Source organism: Haladaptatus sp. W1 (genome assembly GCF_001723155.1).
GTDB lineage: Archaea > Halobacteriota > Halobacteria > Halobacteriales > Haladaptataceae > Haladaptatus > Haladaptatus paucihalophilus.
This window is the reverse complement of sequence record NZ_MEIH01000291.1, coordinates 1-14096: the sequence shown is the minus strand read 5'-3', so window position 1 is coordinate 14096 and position 14096 is coordinate 1. Positions and strand designations below refer to the sequence as shown.

At 53.8% G+C, this 14096-nt stretch carries 10 protein-coding genes and 4 pseudogenes; 5 read left to right on the top strand and 9 right to left on the bottom strand.

Going from position 1 to position 14096, the window contains the following annotated elements; genetic code table 11:
* Positions 1–16 precede the first annotated feature (16 nt).
* Positions 17–1009 (top strand): alpha/beta fold hydrolase, encoded by a 993-nt coding sequence (locus BG842_RS13935; RefSeq protein ID WP_069451194.1) that lies wholly within the window; start codon positions 17–19, stop codon positions 1007–1009.
* 58 nt (positions 1010–1067) lie between these two features.
* Here the strand turns inward: BG842_RS13935 and BG842_RS13930 are convergent.
* Positions 1068–1839 (bottom strand): annotated as a pseudogene (locus BG842_RS13930) (RNA-guided endonuclease TnpB family protein); the annotation flags it as partial.
* Between the two features lie 492 nt (positions 1840–2331).
* Between BG842_RS13930 and BG842_RS13925 the strand changes: the two are divergent.
* Positions 2332–3552, top strand: a complete 1221-nt coding sequence (locus BG842_RS13925) for a vWA domain-containing protein (protein WP_069451193.1) — start codon at positions 2332–2334, stop codon at positions 3550–3552.
* 411 nt (positions 3553–3963) lie between these two features.
* Here BG842_RS13925 and BG842_RS33155 read toward each other — a convergent pair whose 3' ends face one another.
* Complete coding sequence (locus tag BG842_RS33155; RefSeq protein ID WP_394327476.1) at positions 3964–4221, bottom strand: PKD domain-containing protein; 258 nt, start codon at positions 4219–4221, stop codon at positions 3964–3966.
* Positions 4178–5488, bottom strand: a complete 1311-nt coding sequence (locus tag BG842_RS13915; RefSeq protein WP_069451191.1) for a PQQ-binding-like beta-propeller repeat protein — start codon at positions 5486–5488, stop codon at positions 4178–4180. The genes BG842_RS33155 and BG842_RS13915 overlap by 44 nt, the downstream gene beginning before the upstream one ends.
* A 562-nt stretch (positions 5489–6050) precedes the next feature.
* On the opposite strand from BG842_RS13915, the gene BG842_RS13910 reads away from it, so the two are divergent.
* Positions 6051–6314, top strand: a complete 264-nt coding sequence (locus BG842_RS13910) for a hypothetical protein (protein WP_139136123.1) — start codon at positions 6051–6053, stop codon at positions 6312–6314.
* A 94-nt stretch (positions 6315–6408) separates the two neighbouring features.
* Here BG842_RS13910 and BG842_RS30605 read toward each other — a convergent pair whose 3' ends face one another.
* Both BG842_RS30605 and BG842_RS30600 read right to left on the bottom strand, forming a co-directional pair.
* Positions 6409–6636, bottom strand: coding sequence for a helix-turn-helix domain-containing protein (locus BG842_RS30605; RefSeq protein ID WP_217493319.1), 228 nt, complete (start codon positions 6634–6636; stop codon positions 6409–6411).
* Positions 6637–6676: 40 nt separating this feature from the next.
* On the bottom strand, positions 6677–7063 hold the full coding sequence (locus tag BG842_RS30600; protein WP_217493318.1) for a bacterio-opsin activator domain-containing protein: 387 nt from the start codon (positions 7061–7063) through the stop codon (positions 6677–6679).
* Between the two features lie 113 nt (positions 7064–7176).
* Between BG842_RS30600 and BG842_RS13900 the strand changes: the two genes are divergently transcribed.
* Positions 7177–7377, top strand: coding sequence for a hypothetical protein (locus BG842_RS13900; protein ID WP_069451189.1), 201 nt, complete (start codon positions 7177–7179; stop codon positions 7375–7377).
* A 79-nt stretch (positions 7378–7456) separates the two neighbouring features.
* On the opposite strand, the pseudogene BG842_RS13895 reads toward BG842_RS13900, so the two are convergent.
* Positions 7457–7789: pseudogene (locus BG842_RS13895) on the bottom strand (DNA polymerase domain-containing protein); the annotation flags it as partial.
* An 18-nt stretch (positions 7790–7807) separates the two neighbouring features.
* Positions 7808–8833: an HAF repeat-containing protein gene (locus tag BG842_RS13890; RefSeq protein ID WP_069451212.1), complete on the bottom strand. Its 1026-nt coding sequence runs from the start codon at positions 8831–8833 to the stop codon at positions 7808–7810.
* A 268-nt stretch (positions 8834–9101) separates the two neighbouring features.
* Between BG842_RS13890 and BG842_RS13885 the strand changes: the two are divergent.
* A pseudogene (locus tag BG842_RS13885) lies at positions 9102–9399 on the top strand (DoxX family protein); the annotation flags it as partial.
* 107 nt (positions 9400–9506) lie between these two features.
* Here BG842_RS13885 and BG842_RS13880 read toward each other — a convergent pair.
* Both BG842_RS13880 and BG842_RS31675 read right to left on the bottom strand, forming a co-directional pair.
* Positions 9507–10175 carry an SdpI family protein gene (locus BG842_RS13880; protein WP_069451187.1) on the bottom strand — a complete coding sequence of 223 codons (669 nt, stop codon included), beginning with the start codon at positions 10173–10175 and terminating at the stop codon, positions 9507–9509.
* A gap of 613 nt (positions 10176–10788) precedes the next feature.
* Positions 10789–13457, bottom strand: a pseudogene (locus BG842_RS31675) (nitric-oxide reductase large subunit).
* Positions 13458–14096 lie beyond the last annotated feature (639 nt).

Sequence of the window (14096 nt, the reverse complement as noted above, 5' to 3'; positions counted from 1 at the left end):
GGGTCTACGAAGAGCGATGAATCAGATTACCATTGGATCCGGGGATGACCCATCGAACGAGCATCACGATACCATGACAGAGTCAATTGAATTTGAGACCGCCCAGCGCAAGTTGTTTGAGTCGGTTAGCCTCAACGTGCACTCGAGCTTCGTCGACCTTGAGGAGCCCCAGGTGCAAACGCACGTTTTCGAAGCTGGTCCGCGGGACGACGAGACACCGCTCCTATTCGTGCATGGTGGAGGCGCGTTCGGCGCGTTCCTCGCGCCGCTCATAGCCCAGTTCGATGATAGCCGCGTGATTGGCCTCGACCGCCCAGGGTACGGCCTTAGCAGCAATTTCCTGTACACTGAGCAGAATCTTCGCCGGACGGCTATCGACGTCATCGAAGGCGTACTTGACGAACTTGGGATCGAGCAGGTGGACCTCGTTGGTCACTCCATGGGCGGCTACGCGAGCGTCCTGTTCGCGCTCTCCCGACCGGATCGCGTTCGGCGTCTGGTATTGGTCGGTGCCTGCGCGGGGTTCCCCGGCGCCACCCCACCGCTACCACTGAGACTGATGACCGTGCCCGTCCTCAGACGGGGGCTCCAGCGAATGGCGAAACCGAGCGAGGCAGGCGTCCTTGACGTCGCAGAGGTGTTCGGCGAGCGCGAAGCCATCCAAAACTACCCCGCGCTCATCCAGGTGATGGTTGCCGAGACACGGAGTCCGAAGTCGTCCGAGGCGATGTTGAGTGAATTCTCCGCGTTCTTCTCGATCCGCGGCTGGCACCAATCGATCCGACTCCACAAGGACGAATTAACCGCAATCCGGCAGCCAACGCTGGTTGTCTGGGGCGAACACGACCCGATTGGGAGTCCTGACGACGTTCGCGCTGGCATCCAAGCAATCCCGAACGCTAGGCTCGAGACGACACCCACTGCCCACGCTCCCTTTCTCTCCTCTCCTGAGCGGTGTGCTGAGCTCGTCCAGGCATTCAAGGACGAGGATCTGAACGAGAGTGCGTGACATCCTCCTCGCCGTAAACGGCGAGGCTTCCCGTCCCGCAGGTGGGATATTTGCCGGTCTACGATACGACTTGTTCTCTCGTGCGAAACCTCCCGCTCTCGCGGTCAAACAAATGTGTCGATGGCTGTGCCACACAGCCGTTACTCCTATCCTCACCGTGAGGACTCGGAGTTATCTTTTGGCGCATATTCTCCGCCCCCGTTGCAATCCGCGTTGGCTACCAACTCACACGATGAGCAGACGTACAGGCCACGTTCGACCCGGTTAGACTTCGTGTCATCGCCACACCGTGAACACGTCTTCGAGGTGTCCCATTCGTTCTCTTTCAACACTTCAACTCCCCGAATATCGCCTTTGTAGTGGAGGTACTGGTAAATTCGGTCGAACGCCCACGAGTGCAATTTCTTGTTGCCAGTCTTGCCCCAATCAGACGTTCGAACCTTCTCAGGCCAACTCACCGCGAGCGTCCCAACACCGCGTTCGATACACTCGGTGATGATGGCGTCCGTGAGGACATGGTAGAAGTGGGTTTCACGGTCAGCGAGTTTCCTGCGTGCCCACATCGACTTCTCCGAGGGGCCGTTCTCGCCTTCCGTGTCGTACTCGGCGCGAGTGAAATTGTGCTTGTCCTGTTTGAGCGAGTTGCCGGGGTAGAGAACGTATTCGTCGGGGAAGGCGACTGTGGCGATGTTCGTGATGCCAAGGTCGATTCCTGCAACTTCGTCGCCAGCCGAGTCCTCTGATTCAAGTTCGACTTTGCAGACGAAGTGCAGTTCCCACTCGTCGCCGTTCCAGACGGCTCGAACGTTCTGCACTCGGGTGACTTCTGAGGGACGAAAACACACCCGAGTGGGACACGAATCTAACACGAAACCCCACACAACCGCAGTCGTGGACGTCCCGAATCGACACAGTTCTGGACTGACGCCGGACAGTTACTCGTGAGTACGGCAGTTGTCTCGGCGTCTATCGGCTCAAAGCCAGCGGGAGGGGGAGAGCTAGTACCGGCCACCGCGTCTGTGGTCGGAGCGAAGCAATGCGATTCTATAATTGCTCGAGACCCCGTCTAATTCGCAAAAACGGGGAAGGTTTCTTAGTCTGTCGAATAATTTGACAGTGTTTTTATATAATACTAATATTTAATTATCTATGATAATAACATTCCGACATAAAGCAATAGATATCAACCCATTCAGTTATATATTGGAGAATAATCGACATACATATATATTTATTATTAATGAAGTACAAGTATATGTAGCAGACGAGAAGAAATTCGATGATCCTCTGCCCACTCGGTGGGTAAACGGTCATGTTAGGGCATGGATGACTTCTGTCGGCAGGAGACGATAGAGATGCAGAAGAAAACGACGAAAACGCAAATAGACTTGGAAGAACCGAGACTGACACGCCGCCTAGTCATGAAGATCGCCGGTGCCAGTACGGTGGTTGGCGGACTCAATTTTGCCACCAGAGTGGCAAAAGCTCAAACGTTAGAGGACCTATGTGAACTTGCACAGCTCGATTTGGTCGTCGTTCTTGACCAGTCTGGCTCGATGAACATAGGATCGCCGACTAGGATGCAACAAGCCAAGGCTGGGGCGACGGCCTTAGTAAACGCGCTGAACGTCTCAACAGACGGTGTGAACGTCGGTGTGTTGACGTTTGGTGGTGAACCCGGCTCCAGCGACATACCCCTGTTCCAGTCACTCACTGACGACGCTTCCACAGCTCTGGCAGCGATCAACAGCATTCCCGATAGCCCATCTGGCGATATCTTCACCAACATGGAGGCCGGTGTCCAAGCTGGCCGGGAGGAATTGACCGGGGTGGATTACTCCAACGATATCGTTGCAAGCGGAAGCCACCGCTCGGACGTACCGAGAATAATGGTGCTCCTCGGCGACGGGGCGCCGAACCGAGACAACAACGACAATGAAGATCTCAGCACGTTCCCGAGTCTCGGTGGGAACGACCCGTCCGAGGAAGCGAACGCCGCAAAGACGGAGGATGGTATCGAGGTTTACACCATCGGCGTCGGTCTAAATTCGTTGGGCCAAGACTTGATGCTGGAGATGGCCAGCGAATCGAAGACGTCACACGCTTTCCCCAACGTGGATGTCGAGCAAATCGAGGCTACGTTCGAAGAGATCGCAGCAGACATCTGCCCGACTGAGGTCGAAATCGATATCAAGCCTGGGAGCTACCCGAACGCCATCAACTGTAACACCAACCGTGAGGGCGTGATCCCGGTGGCCATCCTTACTACCGCGGATTTCGAGGCGGAGACGGTCGATCCATCATCACTTCGGTTCGGGTCGCCAAGCACGGTTATCGGCGGTGGCGGCGCCACACTTGTCCACGGCAGTGGCCATACCGAGGATGTGGATTACGATGGCGACGTGGATTTCGTGGGGCACTTCCCGGTGAAAGATGCTGGGTTCACGGACAGTGACACGGAAGGGGTACTCGTTGGTCTGACCAAGAGTGGTGAAAGCATTGCTGGCCTAGATAGCGTTAAGATAGTCGGAAAGTGCCAATAGCAGCGAAAAAGTCTCTACGAGGAGATTACGGAACAGACGAAAATACTATGGCTATCTCGTTTTACTGTTCGAACAATTCACCAATATCGCTACCCGACAGTAGCGATTATGGATATCGATTCCAATTGTACGCCATGATGCTTCATAATTTGCAGCTGTGTGAGGAACAATAGTGAACAGGATACGCATCTATCCGTGCTCTAAGCACACTTTCCGCTGTTATCTTAATTAATTGCAAGATCGGTTTGTATCTTCCACCGTCGAACACCACGTCTCCCTGTGACCGATACACGCCTTTTATCTTACAGTGACTCAACGAGAGCGTCGGTCTCGCGGCTGATCAACTACCAAGAATGAGCGACGTTGGTTCGGAGTTCCACCATTTGGAGAGAGGAAATACCAAACCGGTGTTCAACTGGCTGTGAGAACGACGCTAGCAGTATCAGTGTCTCCGTCAGAATCAGTAACTGTAACACGTACCTCTTTCTCACCACTATCCGGCACTTCGGCTCCAATACAGAAATTATCACCCTCGAATTTATCGTCACCAGTCCATTCATAGTGAAGCCCACGTCCATCTGGGTCGGACGAACAAGAAGCGTCGAGGGTCACCCAATCACCTGGTTCAAGAGAGTGTTCTGCGCAGGATCGGGCGAAGCTTCGATGCATGCGTCGGTGGTTTGTCCTCGGTATCCGTCTCGTCAGGAAGTCGGTGATCATCGTCTGGTGGTTGATCAGTAGATTCGAAGACGACAAGGTTAGCGTATCGAACATATTCCCAGTCAGTCGTTGAGGTCCCAGGAAACGTTGCGGTATACAATCGACCATCTGCTACCACGGGAATCCCAGCGGCTGGGGGCTCAATAGTGGATTGATCATCTAACCCTTTCAGAAGGTAACTCCATTCACGCTCACCGGTCTTTACGTCAATGGCACAGACGAGTGCCCATCTCGGAATGAAATTGGATCCAGGTTTGTATTGACCGCCGAAGTAAGCCGTCCCGTTGGCTACGACAGGGCCATTATAAAATAGGAGCGTCGGATCATCGTGTGTCCAGGCGACCTCACCTGTTTTCACGTTGAGCGCTGCTATCCTTCCGGCCCGATAGTTACCAGACCGGAAGAGAAGGCGCTTGTTAGCTACGATGAGGTCACCGGTTACAGGGCGTGGTGACGTATGCTGCCATGCTTGTTTGCCTGATTTCGAGTGATAGGCAGTGATGATTGAGTTCTCAGCAGTAGTTTCGGTAGAGAGTACCATCGTCTCAGTGACAGTGAGCTGTCGACGCCATACATCATCAAGATGTGTTTGAGCAGTCCACTTTACCGTCCCATCTTTCATTGACCGTGCCTCGATAGTCTTGCTGTTTGAATGATTGTGGATACCATACACGAGCTTATGGCCTGTCTGGCGGAGGAGAAAGTCCTCATCTGTTGTGCGCCACTCTATTGAGCCGTCCTCGGCATTCAACGCGGTTCCATCGCCAAGATAAATACTTCCATCGACGAAGTGTATATGCCAATCTCTGTATCCAATCTTTCCAGTGACATCGTCTCGCTTCCAATTGACTGTGCCCGTCGTAGGATCAAGCGCATAGACACCACCATCAGACTCGGTAAACAACTGTCCATTGACGAGGATCGGATCAGCCCACTCTAAGTGTTCACTCCGACGCCACAGCAATTCACCAGTGTCGGTATCAAAGGCAAAAAGGCCACCCTCAGTAGAATCTTCGTAGAGAAACGTGGTAATGTAAAGAATTCCGTCGTCTACGACCGGTGTTCGTGGTGCAGGAAGACCGGTTTGTTTCCAGAGTTCCTCTCCAGTTTCTGGATCATAAGCAGCAGCATACCCTCTTCCTGATGTCGGCCCATTCTGAGTTGTTACTGCGAGAAAGAGCGTCTCATCGGAAATCACTGGCTCAACAGCGGCCATACTACCGTTCAAATCCATCTCCCAACTGAGTTTTGGATATGGAGATGGGCCACAGACCTTGGATTTGTTCTTACTGCCCTTGTGTCGAATTTGAGGTTGGGTGCTCGTCAATTCGCTTGGTTTTGTCTGATGATCGTTGTTAGTTTCTTGGCTGATAGCAATACCACTGTACACGCTACTGGTACCAAGTATGCCACTGAGCGTTTTGAGAAACGTTCGTCTGTTATTACGTGCCATGCGATTACGCATTTCTAACCGATTAATTTCAATTTTTGGTCGATTAATAACAGGGTTCAAATTTTATATTCATTTATAGTTATAAAATACTACTGGAGAATTCAAGGGGGGATATTTGGACTATCTATTGCTGAACTAATCGGGGTCGAGTCGTCCTCAGCCGACTACTCTCGACTGCTGACCGGACGTTCCTTATAAAGAGTTTTACGAGACAAAGACAGGGCTTACTTCTGATGGTCCGGTTCATACAGCTGTGAATGACGGGGAGCACCAACACGAAGCCGGTGAAGATACGCTTTCGACAGCCGAACTCCACGCTGTCTTGATGAGCGAGGAGCGACGACAAGTGCTACAATTCTTCCTCGAACGGGACGAGAGCGTGGCGACAATGAATGAAGTCGCGAATCACTTGGCCGCCCCAGATGGCGGCTTCGAAGAGCCCGAGCGGGCAAAGATGGCCCTCCACCACGCTCTACTCCCGAAACTAGCCGACACCGGAGTCCTAGAGTACGATTCCCAATCTAACAGAACCCGATATCGGGGACACAAACGGTTGGAAGCACTGCTTTCAGTTACGTCGGTGGCGTAGGAAAGCAATTCAATCCGAGACTTGTTGCTCTATCTGGATTGCGATAGCCACCTCTTTAGTGTCCAGCGGATAGGAACACTTGTATCGGAGATACTCAGAAATCGGAGGCCGAGGAAACCAACACACTGCGAAGGACTTTCTCAGTACCAAGGCGGACTCGGTTCGAGACCGCCTGGCTCGTAATACCGAGTTGATTTGCGAGTTCATCGAGCGTAATCTCGCTCGGTGTGGAGAAATAACCCCGATTGAGCGCGAGGACAAGCGCTTCGCGCTGTTCCTGCGTGAGGCCGAACTGATAGCCGGGGTCGGCTTCTTCATCCATGGTGTAGATTCGATCGACGCGAACCGAGATCCCCGGTCGTTCAAATAGTTGTAGTACTGCGAGAGTTTCTCGTGGTCGGGAAACCTGACTCGAAGCATCCAATCGTCTCTCCCCGTGCTTCGAGGACTGTTGCTTCTGATTCGAGAATCCCCTCGAGAAGACTCTTAAACTCGTCCGAGTACTTCAGCCGGTAAAGAACGGAATCTCCGACTTTATCAAGCGCCTGCAACTCCTTGATATGCGCGTCCGATCGAACCTTCTTTTCGAACGCCTCGAAGTCGGACCCCGTAACCCAGAGGTAGGGCATCGGCTCGTCGTCCAACGGAACTAATCTCTCGAGTTCGTACTCCATTGTGGGCGGTCCTGCGAGGATTTGCCCGAGAACGAAATCGTTCGCGTCGACGTGGAACGCAAGTGTCACGCTCATCAGACCACGTAGGTCAGTAAGTGACATAAGATAGCACTTTGCACATTCTGGTTACCTAACCCGGTGACTATATGCCTTGTATTCAGCACGACTGCTGAAACCTCCCACCGACTATGGGTTTCAAACGCGGAAAACCACTGAACGATTCGCTGAGCGAAAGCATCATCCGTTCATCAAGCCCGTATTTTCCGACGGACGCTCGTATGCCTGAAGACGATGTTGGCGAAGAACTCGAACAAACCCGTATTTTGGATATTCTTCGTACGAACGAAGGCCCGAAACTCGACCACAAGCCACAGAACGCTATCGAGTAGTATGTTAACATCTCACACTACGGCTGAAAAGGTTCACCACGGTGCAAATTTCCCCTCCCGGGTTTTGCATACCTCCCACTTCTGCCATGCCATGCACAATCCGCCACCCATGCTCTTCGAGCACCGCTTTCGTCTTTAACAGAATCTCCCGAGCATACGCGTTGATCGCTTCGTGACACTCGATTCGGCCGAATTTTGCATTCGAGAAGCCCTGATAGCTGAAACACGACACTAGAATCCACTTGATCGCACTCGATTGGCCTTCCAACTCGTCGCGACGATCTTCGTCCTCAGTCTCTCCAATCTCGGCTTTGATTGTATTCCTGGCCTCGATGAGTGATTCAAGTACACCCGGAAGATAGCCCCACTCGTCACAAATCGCGAAGCCAAGACCGGGCACGTGCTCCCAACCACAATCGTCCGACAGCGGCTATTCAGGGTTCCATATTGTTGCGTGTGGATAGCCATCAGCTGTGCGGCTAGAACCGGCGACCTGCCCTCGGTCGTTGATACCTGCTGCAGTACTGTAATTACCTCCGAGCGTCCCGAGGTCACGCATTCCATCGTCCTCGGACCAAATGAATGCGTGAACGGTTCCATCTGCCGTCTGGCTCACCCCTACAACCTGACCACAGTTGTTGATGTCGGTGGCCTTGCTATAGGTGCCGCCGAGAGTCCCGAGGTTACGCATCGCATTGTCTGCCGTCCAGAGGAACGCGCGAAGGCCATTCCACGGGTCTGTCGAGCTCGCACCCACAACCTGACAGTTGTCGTTGATAGCCGTGGCCTCGCTGTGGTTGCCACCGAGCGTACCGATATCTCGTTTTCCGTCGGCTTCCGACCAAATGAACGGTCCCCGTTCTTGGCCTTCCTCAGTCATGGTCATCCCAACAATCTGACCGTGCGTATTGATATCTGTGGGTGCTAAAAAGTACCTTGACGATTTTAGCGGGGCGTCCCATTCACCATCCCCCCATTTGACGAATCCTTCCGTCGTATCCGTGCCCCAGTAGTGCCTAGTCCCTACGATATCTCCTCGTTCGTTGATGGCAGTAGCCTCACTGTCGAAGCTACTAGATCCAATATCCCGCATCCCTCCGTTCTCTGACCATTGGAAGGCGTGACTTGGATGTCTCTCCACCCGACCAAAATACTCGGTTTCGATGTACTCCGTGACGACACTCGACCCGACGACCGTACAGTGGCTGTTAATATCAGTAGCTCTACTGACGCTGTCGGAGAGGGTACCGAGATCTTGCATGCCCTCCGCTTTCGACCACAGGAATGCGTGCGGAACCAAATCATCTCGCTGGCTGAACCCGGCGATGTACCCTCCACGACTAATGCTCGTCGCGGTGCTCTCGACACCACCAAGCGTACCAAGGTCGGTTCTCGAGTACGCTGCATCCGGTTTCGTTTCACTCGGTGGGGTATTCTGGGAACTCGAGCCAATCATACCGAGGTCGGCACCACTGCCTCCTGACTGGGTGAATTCGGACAAACTACCAAGCATCCCGACCGCCCCAACGCCGCCAAGAAAGCGGCGGCGGTCGGGCTGGAGACCAGGTCCATTCGATACTGGGAGGGCACTGTCTGCTCGTTCGACGGCGTCTTTCTCACAGCGAGTTTCGGACTGCTCCGTGTCGTCCTTTTCTGGGGACATAACGTAACTCGAAACGCAGTGCCTCATTCAGACTATTGGCCGATTAATTACTAATGGATAGTTCGTCAACATCGCTGTGCCATGCGGTGAACTTCTCATCGGTCTTGGGCTACTCGTCGGTGAGCTGCTCGCCTCGTTGCATTTTTCGGTGCACTCATGATGGTCCTGTGTTACTTCGGAAACTGGGACATCGCGCACGGTTACATCAACGGCGACTTCGCGTACATGCTCATCTTCCTCGCCGTCGCTGCCTTCAGCGTTGGCCGGATTCTCGGCCTTGACGCGTGCATCGAACAGTACGAACTCAGTGGTAACCGCTCATCGAACGATATCCCTGGGTTCGATACCTTCTTGGGTGACGTCCGTACATTTTCTTCACAACCAGTGTCGAGTGAACGCTACTTCTATTATTCACAGGCAATAGATTAGGCCAGCGGCACCTCGTGACGAGGTGAACGAGGGTACGTCAGACCCCGCTCTCAGGGGAAGTCCCGCCCTGCTCAATTCGCTCGTACAGGTAATACGAGTACACCACGGTCGTCGCGGCAGTCACGAGAGCGGGGATAACGAGGAAGTAGAGTGCGTAGTCGCCGAACAGCAGTCCAACTAGCGTCAAAATCGCTGTGGCCTTGAACAGCTTCCCTCCGAGTGTGTGCGTCCGGTTCCATACTTCCTCGTTACTCATCGTCCATGGGGTTCGAATGCCGATGAACCAGTTGCGTTTCGCATGTGTGACTAGGACACCGCTGTAGTAGAGGAGACCAGCGGCCGCGGCCAGAATGAGATACGTGAAGTCGAACTCGTAGCCGAGATTGAACGCGACGATCCCGGCGTGGAGTACGAACATGTACCCTGTGAAGATGACGACGAACCAGTCGTAGTATGGGCGGAACGCCTCGATATTCTCGCCACGCGGATCGATTCGAGGGAGGGCGGCAAATACGATGAGTAGACCTGCTGTCAGTGCAGGGACAAGCCAGAGAGCGAGCGACTTTGACATCGTTCCGTTAGGATTGCCGCTCGCATCCCAGTTTGAGACGATTTGAGATGGGAGTTCGGGTGCGGCGACGACGCTCACAACGCCGGAAAGAACAACGAACCCAGTCGCTAGCGAGAAGCGATGACGAGTATTCATCCAGAGTGGTACGACTGAACGTCTAATAAACCCGTTCCCAGTGGTGCCCTTGCTGACTCCCTAGTGCATCACCAAATCGCGTTCACTGTGGAAGGGTGTCGCCTGTCGACGTCGATCCCGAGGACGAGTGCCGTCACTTGTACCCCAATAATCGAAGACCGTTCAGTGAAACGAGGACTGTAGACCCTTCGTGCCCGACCACCGCGAGGGGGAGTGAAAGTCCACTCAGGAGAACGGTGCTGTCGCAGCAGTGATGGATACCGTCCGACGCTTCATAGCACAGGCGTCGAATCGAAGCGAGGATCAGATTGAGAAAGCAGATACAGCACTTGCTGGCGTTGCAATGCAGCTCGTCAATAGCGGTAGCGCGGCGTCTGTCACCTTTGTCACGACGGACACTGACGCTGGCAAAGTGTTGTGCGGGCAATCGAAGCTCAAGGATTTGAAGGACAAATAGGATACAAATACGGATTCGATTTGATCAATGAAATCACCTAATCGAGGAGCTTGCACAACGCATCGAAGAGTTCGAAACGTCTGCCTCCACGGCACAGGCCCATTGGGAGGCGATCACTCGCAAAAAGCGAGGGTGTGATGAGCGCACCGACTCCAGTCAAATCGGTGTACCCGTCGTGCCTTCATCCTGTTTTAATGGCTCTTTTCGTGTGGCATACAGGTGACGGACAGCGCCAGTGGTGAACGTAAGCGCCCCGAGAATCATCGGCATATCCCCGAACGACCGCGCCCACAACAACGTCTGAATGTGTGGCTGCTCGTAGAACTCGAGACTCCGTGCAGCTGCATAGCCATCTGTGTAGGCCGCCCGGAGTTGGGCGAATCCGACCGGGAGCAACGATGCAACGACCATGATTGTGAGCCCGATATTCATGAACCAGAATGAGACCTGGAACCACGTTGGGTCCCACGCTTCCTCGGGCGTCACAACACGCAGAATGTAGGTTCCGAGCCCAAGTGCAAGCAGACCGAACGCACCGAACGTTGCTCCGTGGGCGTGGGCGACAGAGAGATAGGTTCCATGTTCATAGTAATTAATCACTGGTAAGTTGACGAAGAAGCCGAGCACCCCCCACCAACGAAGTTCCAGATGCTACTTCCGAGGATAAACAACAGCGGAGTTGTATACGGAAATTCCTCGCCCTGAGATTTCAACGACCGGTATTCGCCGATGCTTCGATACAGAACGAACACGAGCGGGACGAACTCAAGCGTTGAGAACGTCGTCCCAAGCGGTACCCAGAAATCAGGCAGACCAACCCACCAATAGTGATGCGAGACCCCGACGATACCCGCTGCCATGATCGCGAACACTTCAAAGAAGATTGCTTTCTCTGCTTCCTCTTTCTCTAAGAGTTCCATCGACACGAGGGCAACGGAGATGATGGCAACCACAAAGAACTCGAAGACGCCTTCGACCCACATGTGGACGACCCACCAGCGCCAGAATTCTGTCACCGCCATGTTCGTCTCTGGAGTATAGAGCATGCTCGCACCGAACAACAATCCAATCGAGCCACCTGCGTATACCAAGAAGTGTCCGAGCCCCCCGAGCGGTTCGTCCATCTGTCGAACACTCCGGAGTACTAACCCGGTCCATCCGGCGAGTCCACCAAGCAAGAGCAGCTTCCAGAGTCGGCCCACCTCGAGATATTCAAGCCCTTCAGAGCCAAGCCACCACCAGAGGTTGCCATCTTCAGGCGAGCCGAATCTGCCCTGTATTCCAAACCAGACTCCTGCGAACGCGCCAGCGGTCGCGATCACGAGCAATCCAAGCAGCACCGATGCGCCCGTCGCTTGCCAGGGCGGGTCGTGATCGCTGAACAGCCCCGGGAGGAAGAGTCCCCCTGCAAGCCACAGGGTCGTTATCCAGAGAATTGCAAGGTTGAGATGCCACGTTCGAACCGTCGTGAAGGGCAGTAGCGAAACGAGATCAATCCCGAGCATCTCTTCGATCCGGAAAAAGCCCGTCCGTTCAACATAATAGTGAGCGAGCAGCGCTCCAGTAAGTACCTGCACGGCGAACAGTGCCCCAGCAACAGGGACGTACCACGCCGCAGCATACTGTGTGGATGTGATCGACACTGAGTCAGGCGATGGAATGTCGATAACATCGGTCGTCGGTTCGGCGAAATCAAGCGAATGATACGCCCACACCCCGAGACCACCACCAAAAATAAGCAAGAGGATGCTGATCGTGCTCCAGACCAACACCTGCCCGGTCGGACGGTTTCCGACCGCAGGTTCATACGGCCAGTCGTTTGTATATGAGTGAGTCGAGTCTGGTCGGTTAGTGTGGGCAAACCATGCTGTCCAAACGGCGAAGTCGGCGATGCGCTCGGCTTGTTCGGGCGTCGCAATGAATTCTGGTGGAATTCCCCGTTCGGGGTCGCCTTCGTGGTACCGCTCGATATACTGTTCACGAATTCGCTGATGAGCATACGCTTCAGCGGCCGAATACTGGATGATCGATCCATCTGGAGCGTCGGCGTCGAGTTCTCGTTTGACGCGTTCTTCGACGGCAGCCTGCTCGGTGTCATCGAGTGCCTCGATGGAGTCACTTCCCTGCTCTCGTGCATAGTATTCCTGCATGAACTCAGCCTTGAGGTGTAGAGCATCAGCTGTGAGATCGACTCCGAAATACGATCCGTTGCCGAGGATTGAACCCTGATTCATCAGCCCATTGGCCTGGAACAGCTTCTTTCCCAGCCGAATCTGTTCGTCGGTGGCGACGATGTCGCCATTTTGGTCTCGGATTTCATCGGGAATTGGCGGCGCATGCCGATACGACTTCCACGCTCCCAGACCCATTCCGACAAGATTGGCGATGAACAGTGCAACGAGTACTGTCGAACCAGTCAGCTTCGAGTTGAGTGTCGCGAAGTCTACATCCTCTTCGCGGATGGCTCGTACGATCTCCGGGAGAACATCAACGAGTCCCTTGTCTGGAGGTCCGTCCACATCGCTCTGCATGGGAATCAGATGTGGAGCCAGTTTGACCAGAATGCGTGCGAAGGCGGGATCGATTTGGCCACCATCAGATAGTATAGCTATCGCAGCAACTGCTGCTGCCGTGGCGGGTGGAGTGTGGCCCTGATCTGCCTTCACGTCGGTCGTCCGTGTTTCTTCCACCACTCGTGGTAGGTCCTCAACGAACAGCTGTTCGACTTGCTGAGCCGTGTCGACGGCGTCTCGCTCGAGAAAATCGCCGACAGAGTGGACCCGATCCTCATCACCGTCAGCCACGAACCGGGATAGCACCTCCATTAGGGGACCGTCGACCGAGCGATTGACGTCTGCCTTCGAATTCCCCGAGAGTTCGTCAGCGATACGTTCGAGCGATTGTGTCGTTTCCTCGGTGGCTCTCGAGGTTATTCGGCTTCGGACTACCTCGAGAAAGTGGTCGTTGAGGCGGCGTTCCTCTAAATCATACCGACGCAAGAAGTTCTCAAGTGCGCGGTCATCCGGTAACTCAAGGTCGTGATTCAGATCGTACTGTTCTAACAATCCATTCGCAAAGTACTCGATCGCATGAGCAGTGGGTTCGTTGGTGAATTGATCAATCAGCGTTTGAAGCTCAACGACTGCTTCTGTCCTCTTACTAACTTTGTCCTTCAAATAGGTAGTCGTTTTTTCTCGTAGCGACGATACTTGTTCGTGATTCTGAATCGATATTCCACATGAGAGGCGTTTTTTGATGGACATGGTTCATAGTATTCTTTAAGTTATTATTTTCCCCAGACACTACTATGGAGCACCACGTAAACGTGTGGGTTGGATACAATTGTCCCAAACCTCAATTCAACAAGTTACCACCCACGTCGATTAACTTGAAGACCATTGTACAGATGTGCGTAAGCACGTGCTCAAGACCGTTAACGGCCATCTTGACTGCTCTCCGCCCGT

Excerpts from the sequence above, each read along its gene's own strand:
- BG842_RS30605 (WP_217493319.1), bottom strand. The coding sequence starts at position 6,636 with ATGGATGAAGAAGCCGACCCCGGCTATCAGTTCGGCCTCACGCAGGAA.
- BG842_RS13925 (WP_069451193.1), top strand. The coding sequence starts at position 2,332 with ATGGATGACTTCTGTCGGCAGGAGACGATAGAGATGCAGAAGAAAACG.
- BG842_RS33155 (WP_394327476.1), bottom strand. The coding sequence starts at position 4,221 with ATGCATCGAAGCTTCGCCCGATCCTGCGCAGAACACTCTCTTGAACCA.
- BG842_RS13915 (WP_069451191.1), bottom strand. The coding sequence starts at position 5,488 with ATGGCCGCTGTTGAGCCAGTGATTTCCGATGAGACGCTCTTTCTCGCA.
- BG842_RS13910 (WP_139136123.1), top strand. The coding sequence starts at position 6,051 with ATGAGCGAGGAGCGACGACAAGTGCTACAATTCTTCCTCGAACGGGAC.
- BG842_RS13890 (WP_069451212.1), bottom strand. The coding sequence starts at position 8,833 with ATGATTGGCTCGAGTTCCCAGAATACCCCACCGAGTGAAACGAAACCG.
- BG842_RS13900 (WP_069451189.1), top strand. The coding sequence starts at position 7,177 with ATGGGTTTCAAACGCGGAAAACCACTGAACGATTCGCTGAGCGAAAGC.
- BG842_RS13880 (WP_069451187.1), bottom strand. The coding sequence starts at position 10,175 with ATGAATACTCGTCATCGCTTCTCGCTAGCGACTGGGTTCGTTGTTCTT.
- BG842_RS13935 (WP_069451194.1), top strand. The coding sequence starts at position 17 with ATGAATCAGATTACCATTGGATCCGGGGATGACCCATCGAACGAGCAT.
- BG842_RS30600 (WP_217493318.1), bottom strand. The coding sequence starts at position 7,063 with ATGAGCGTGACACTTGCGTTCCACGTCGACGCGAACGATTTCGTTCTC.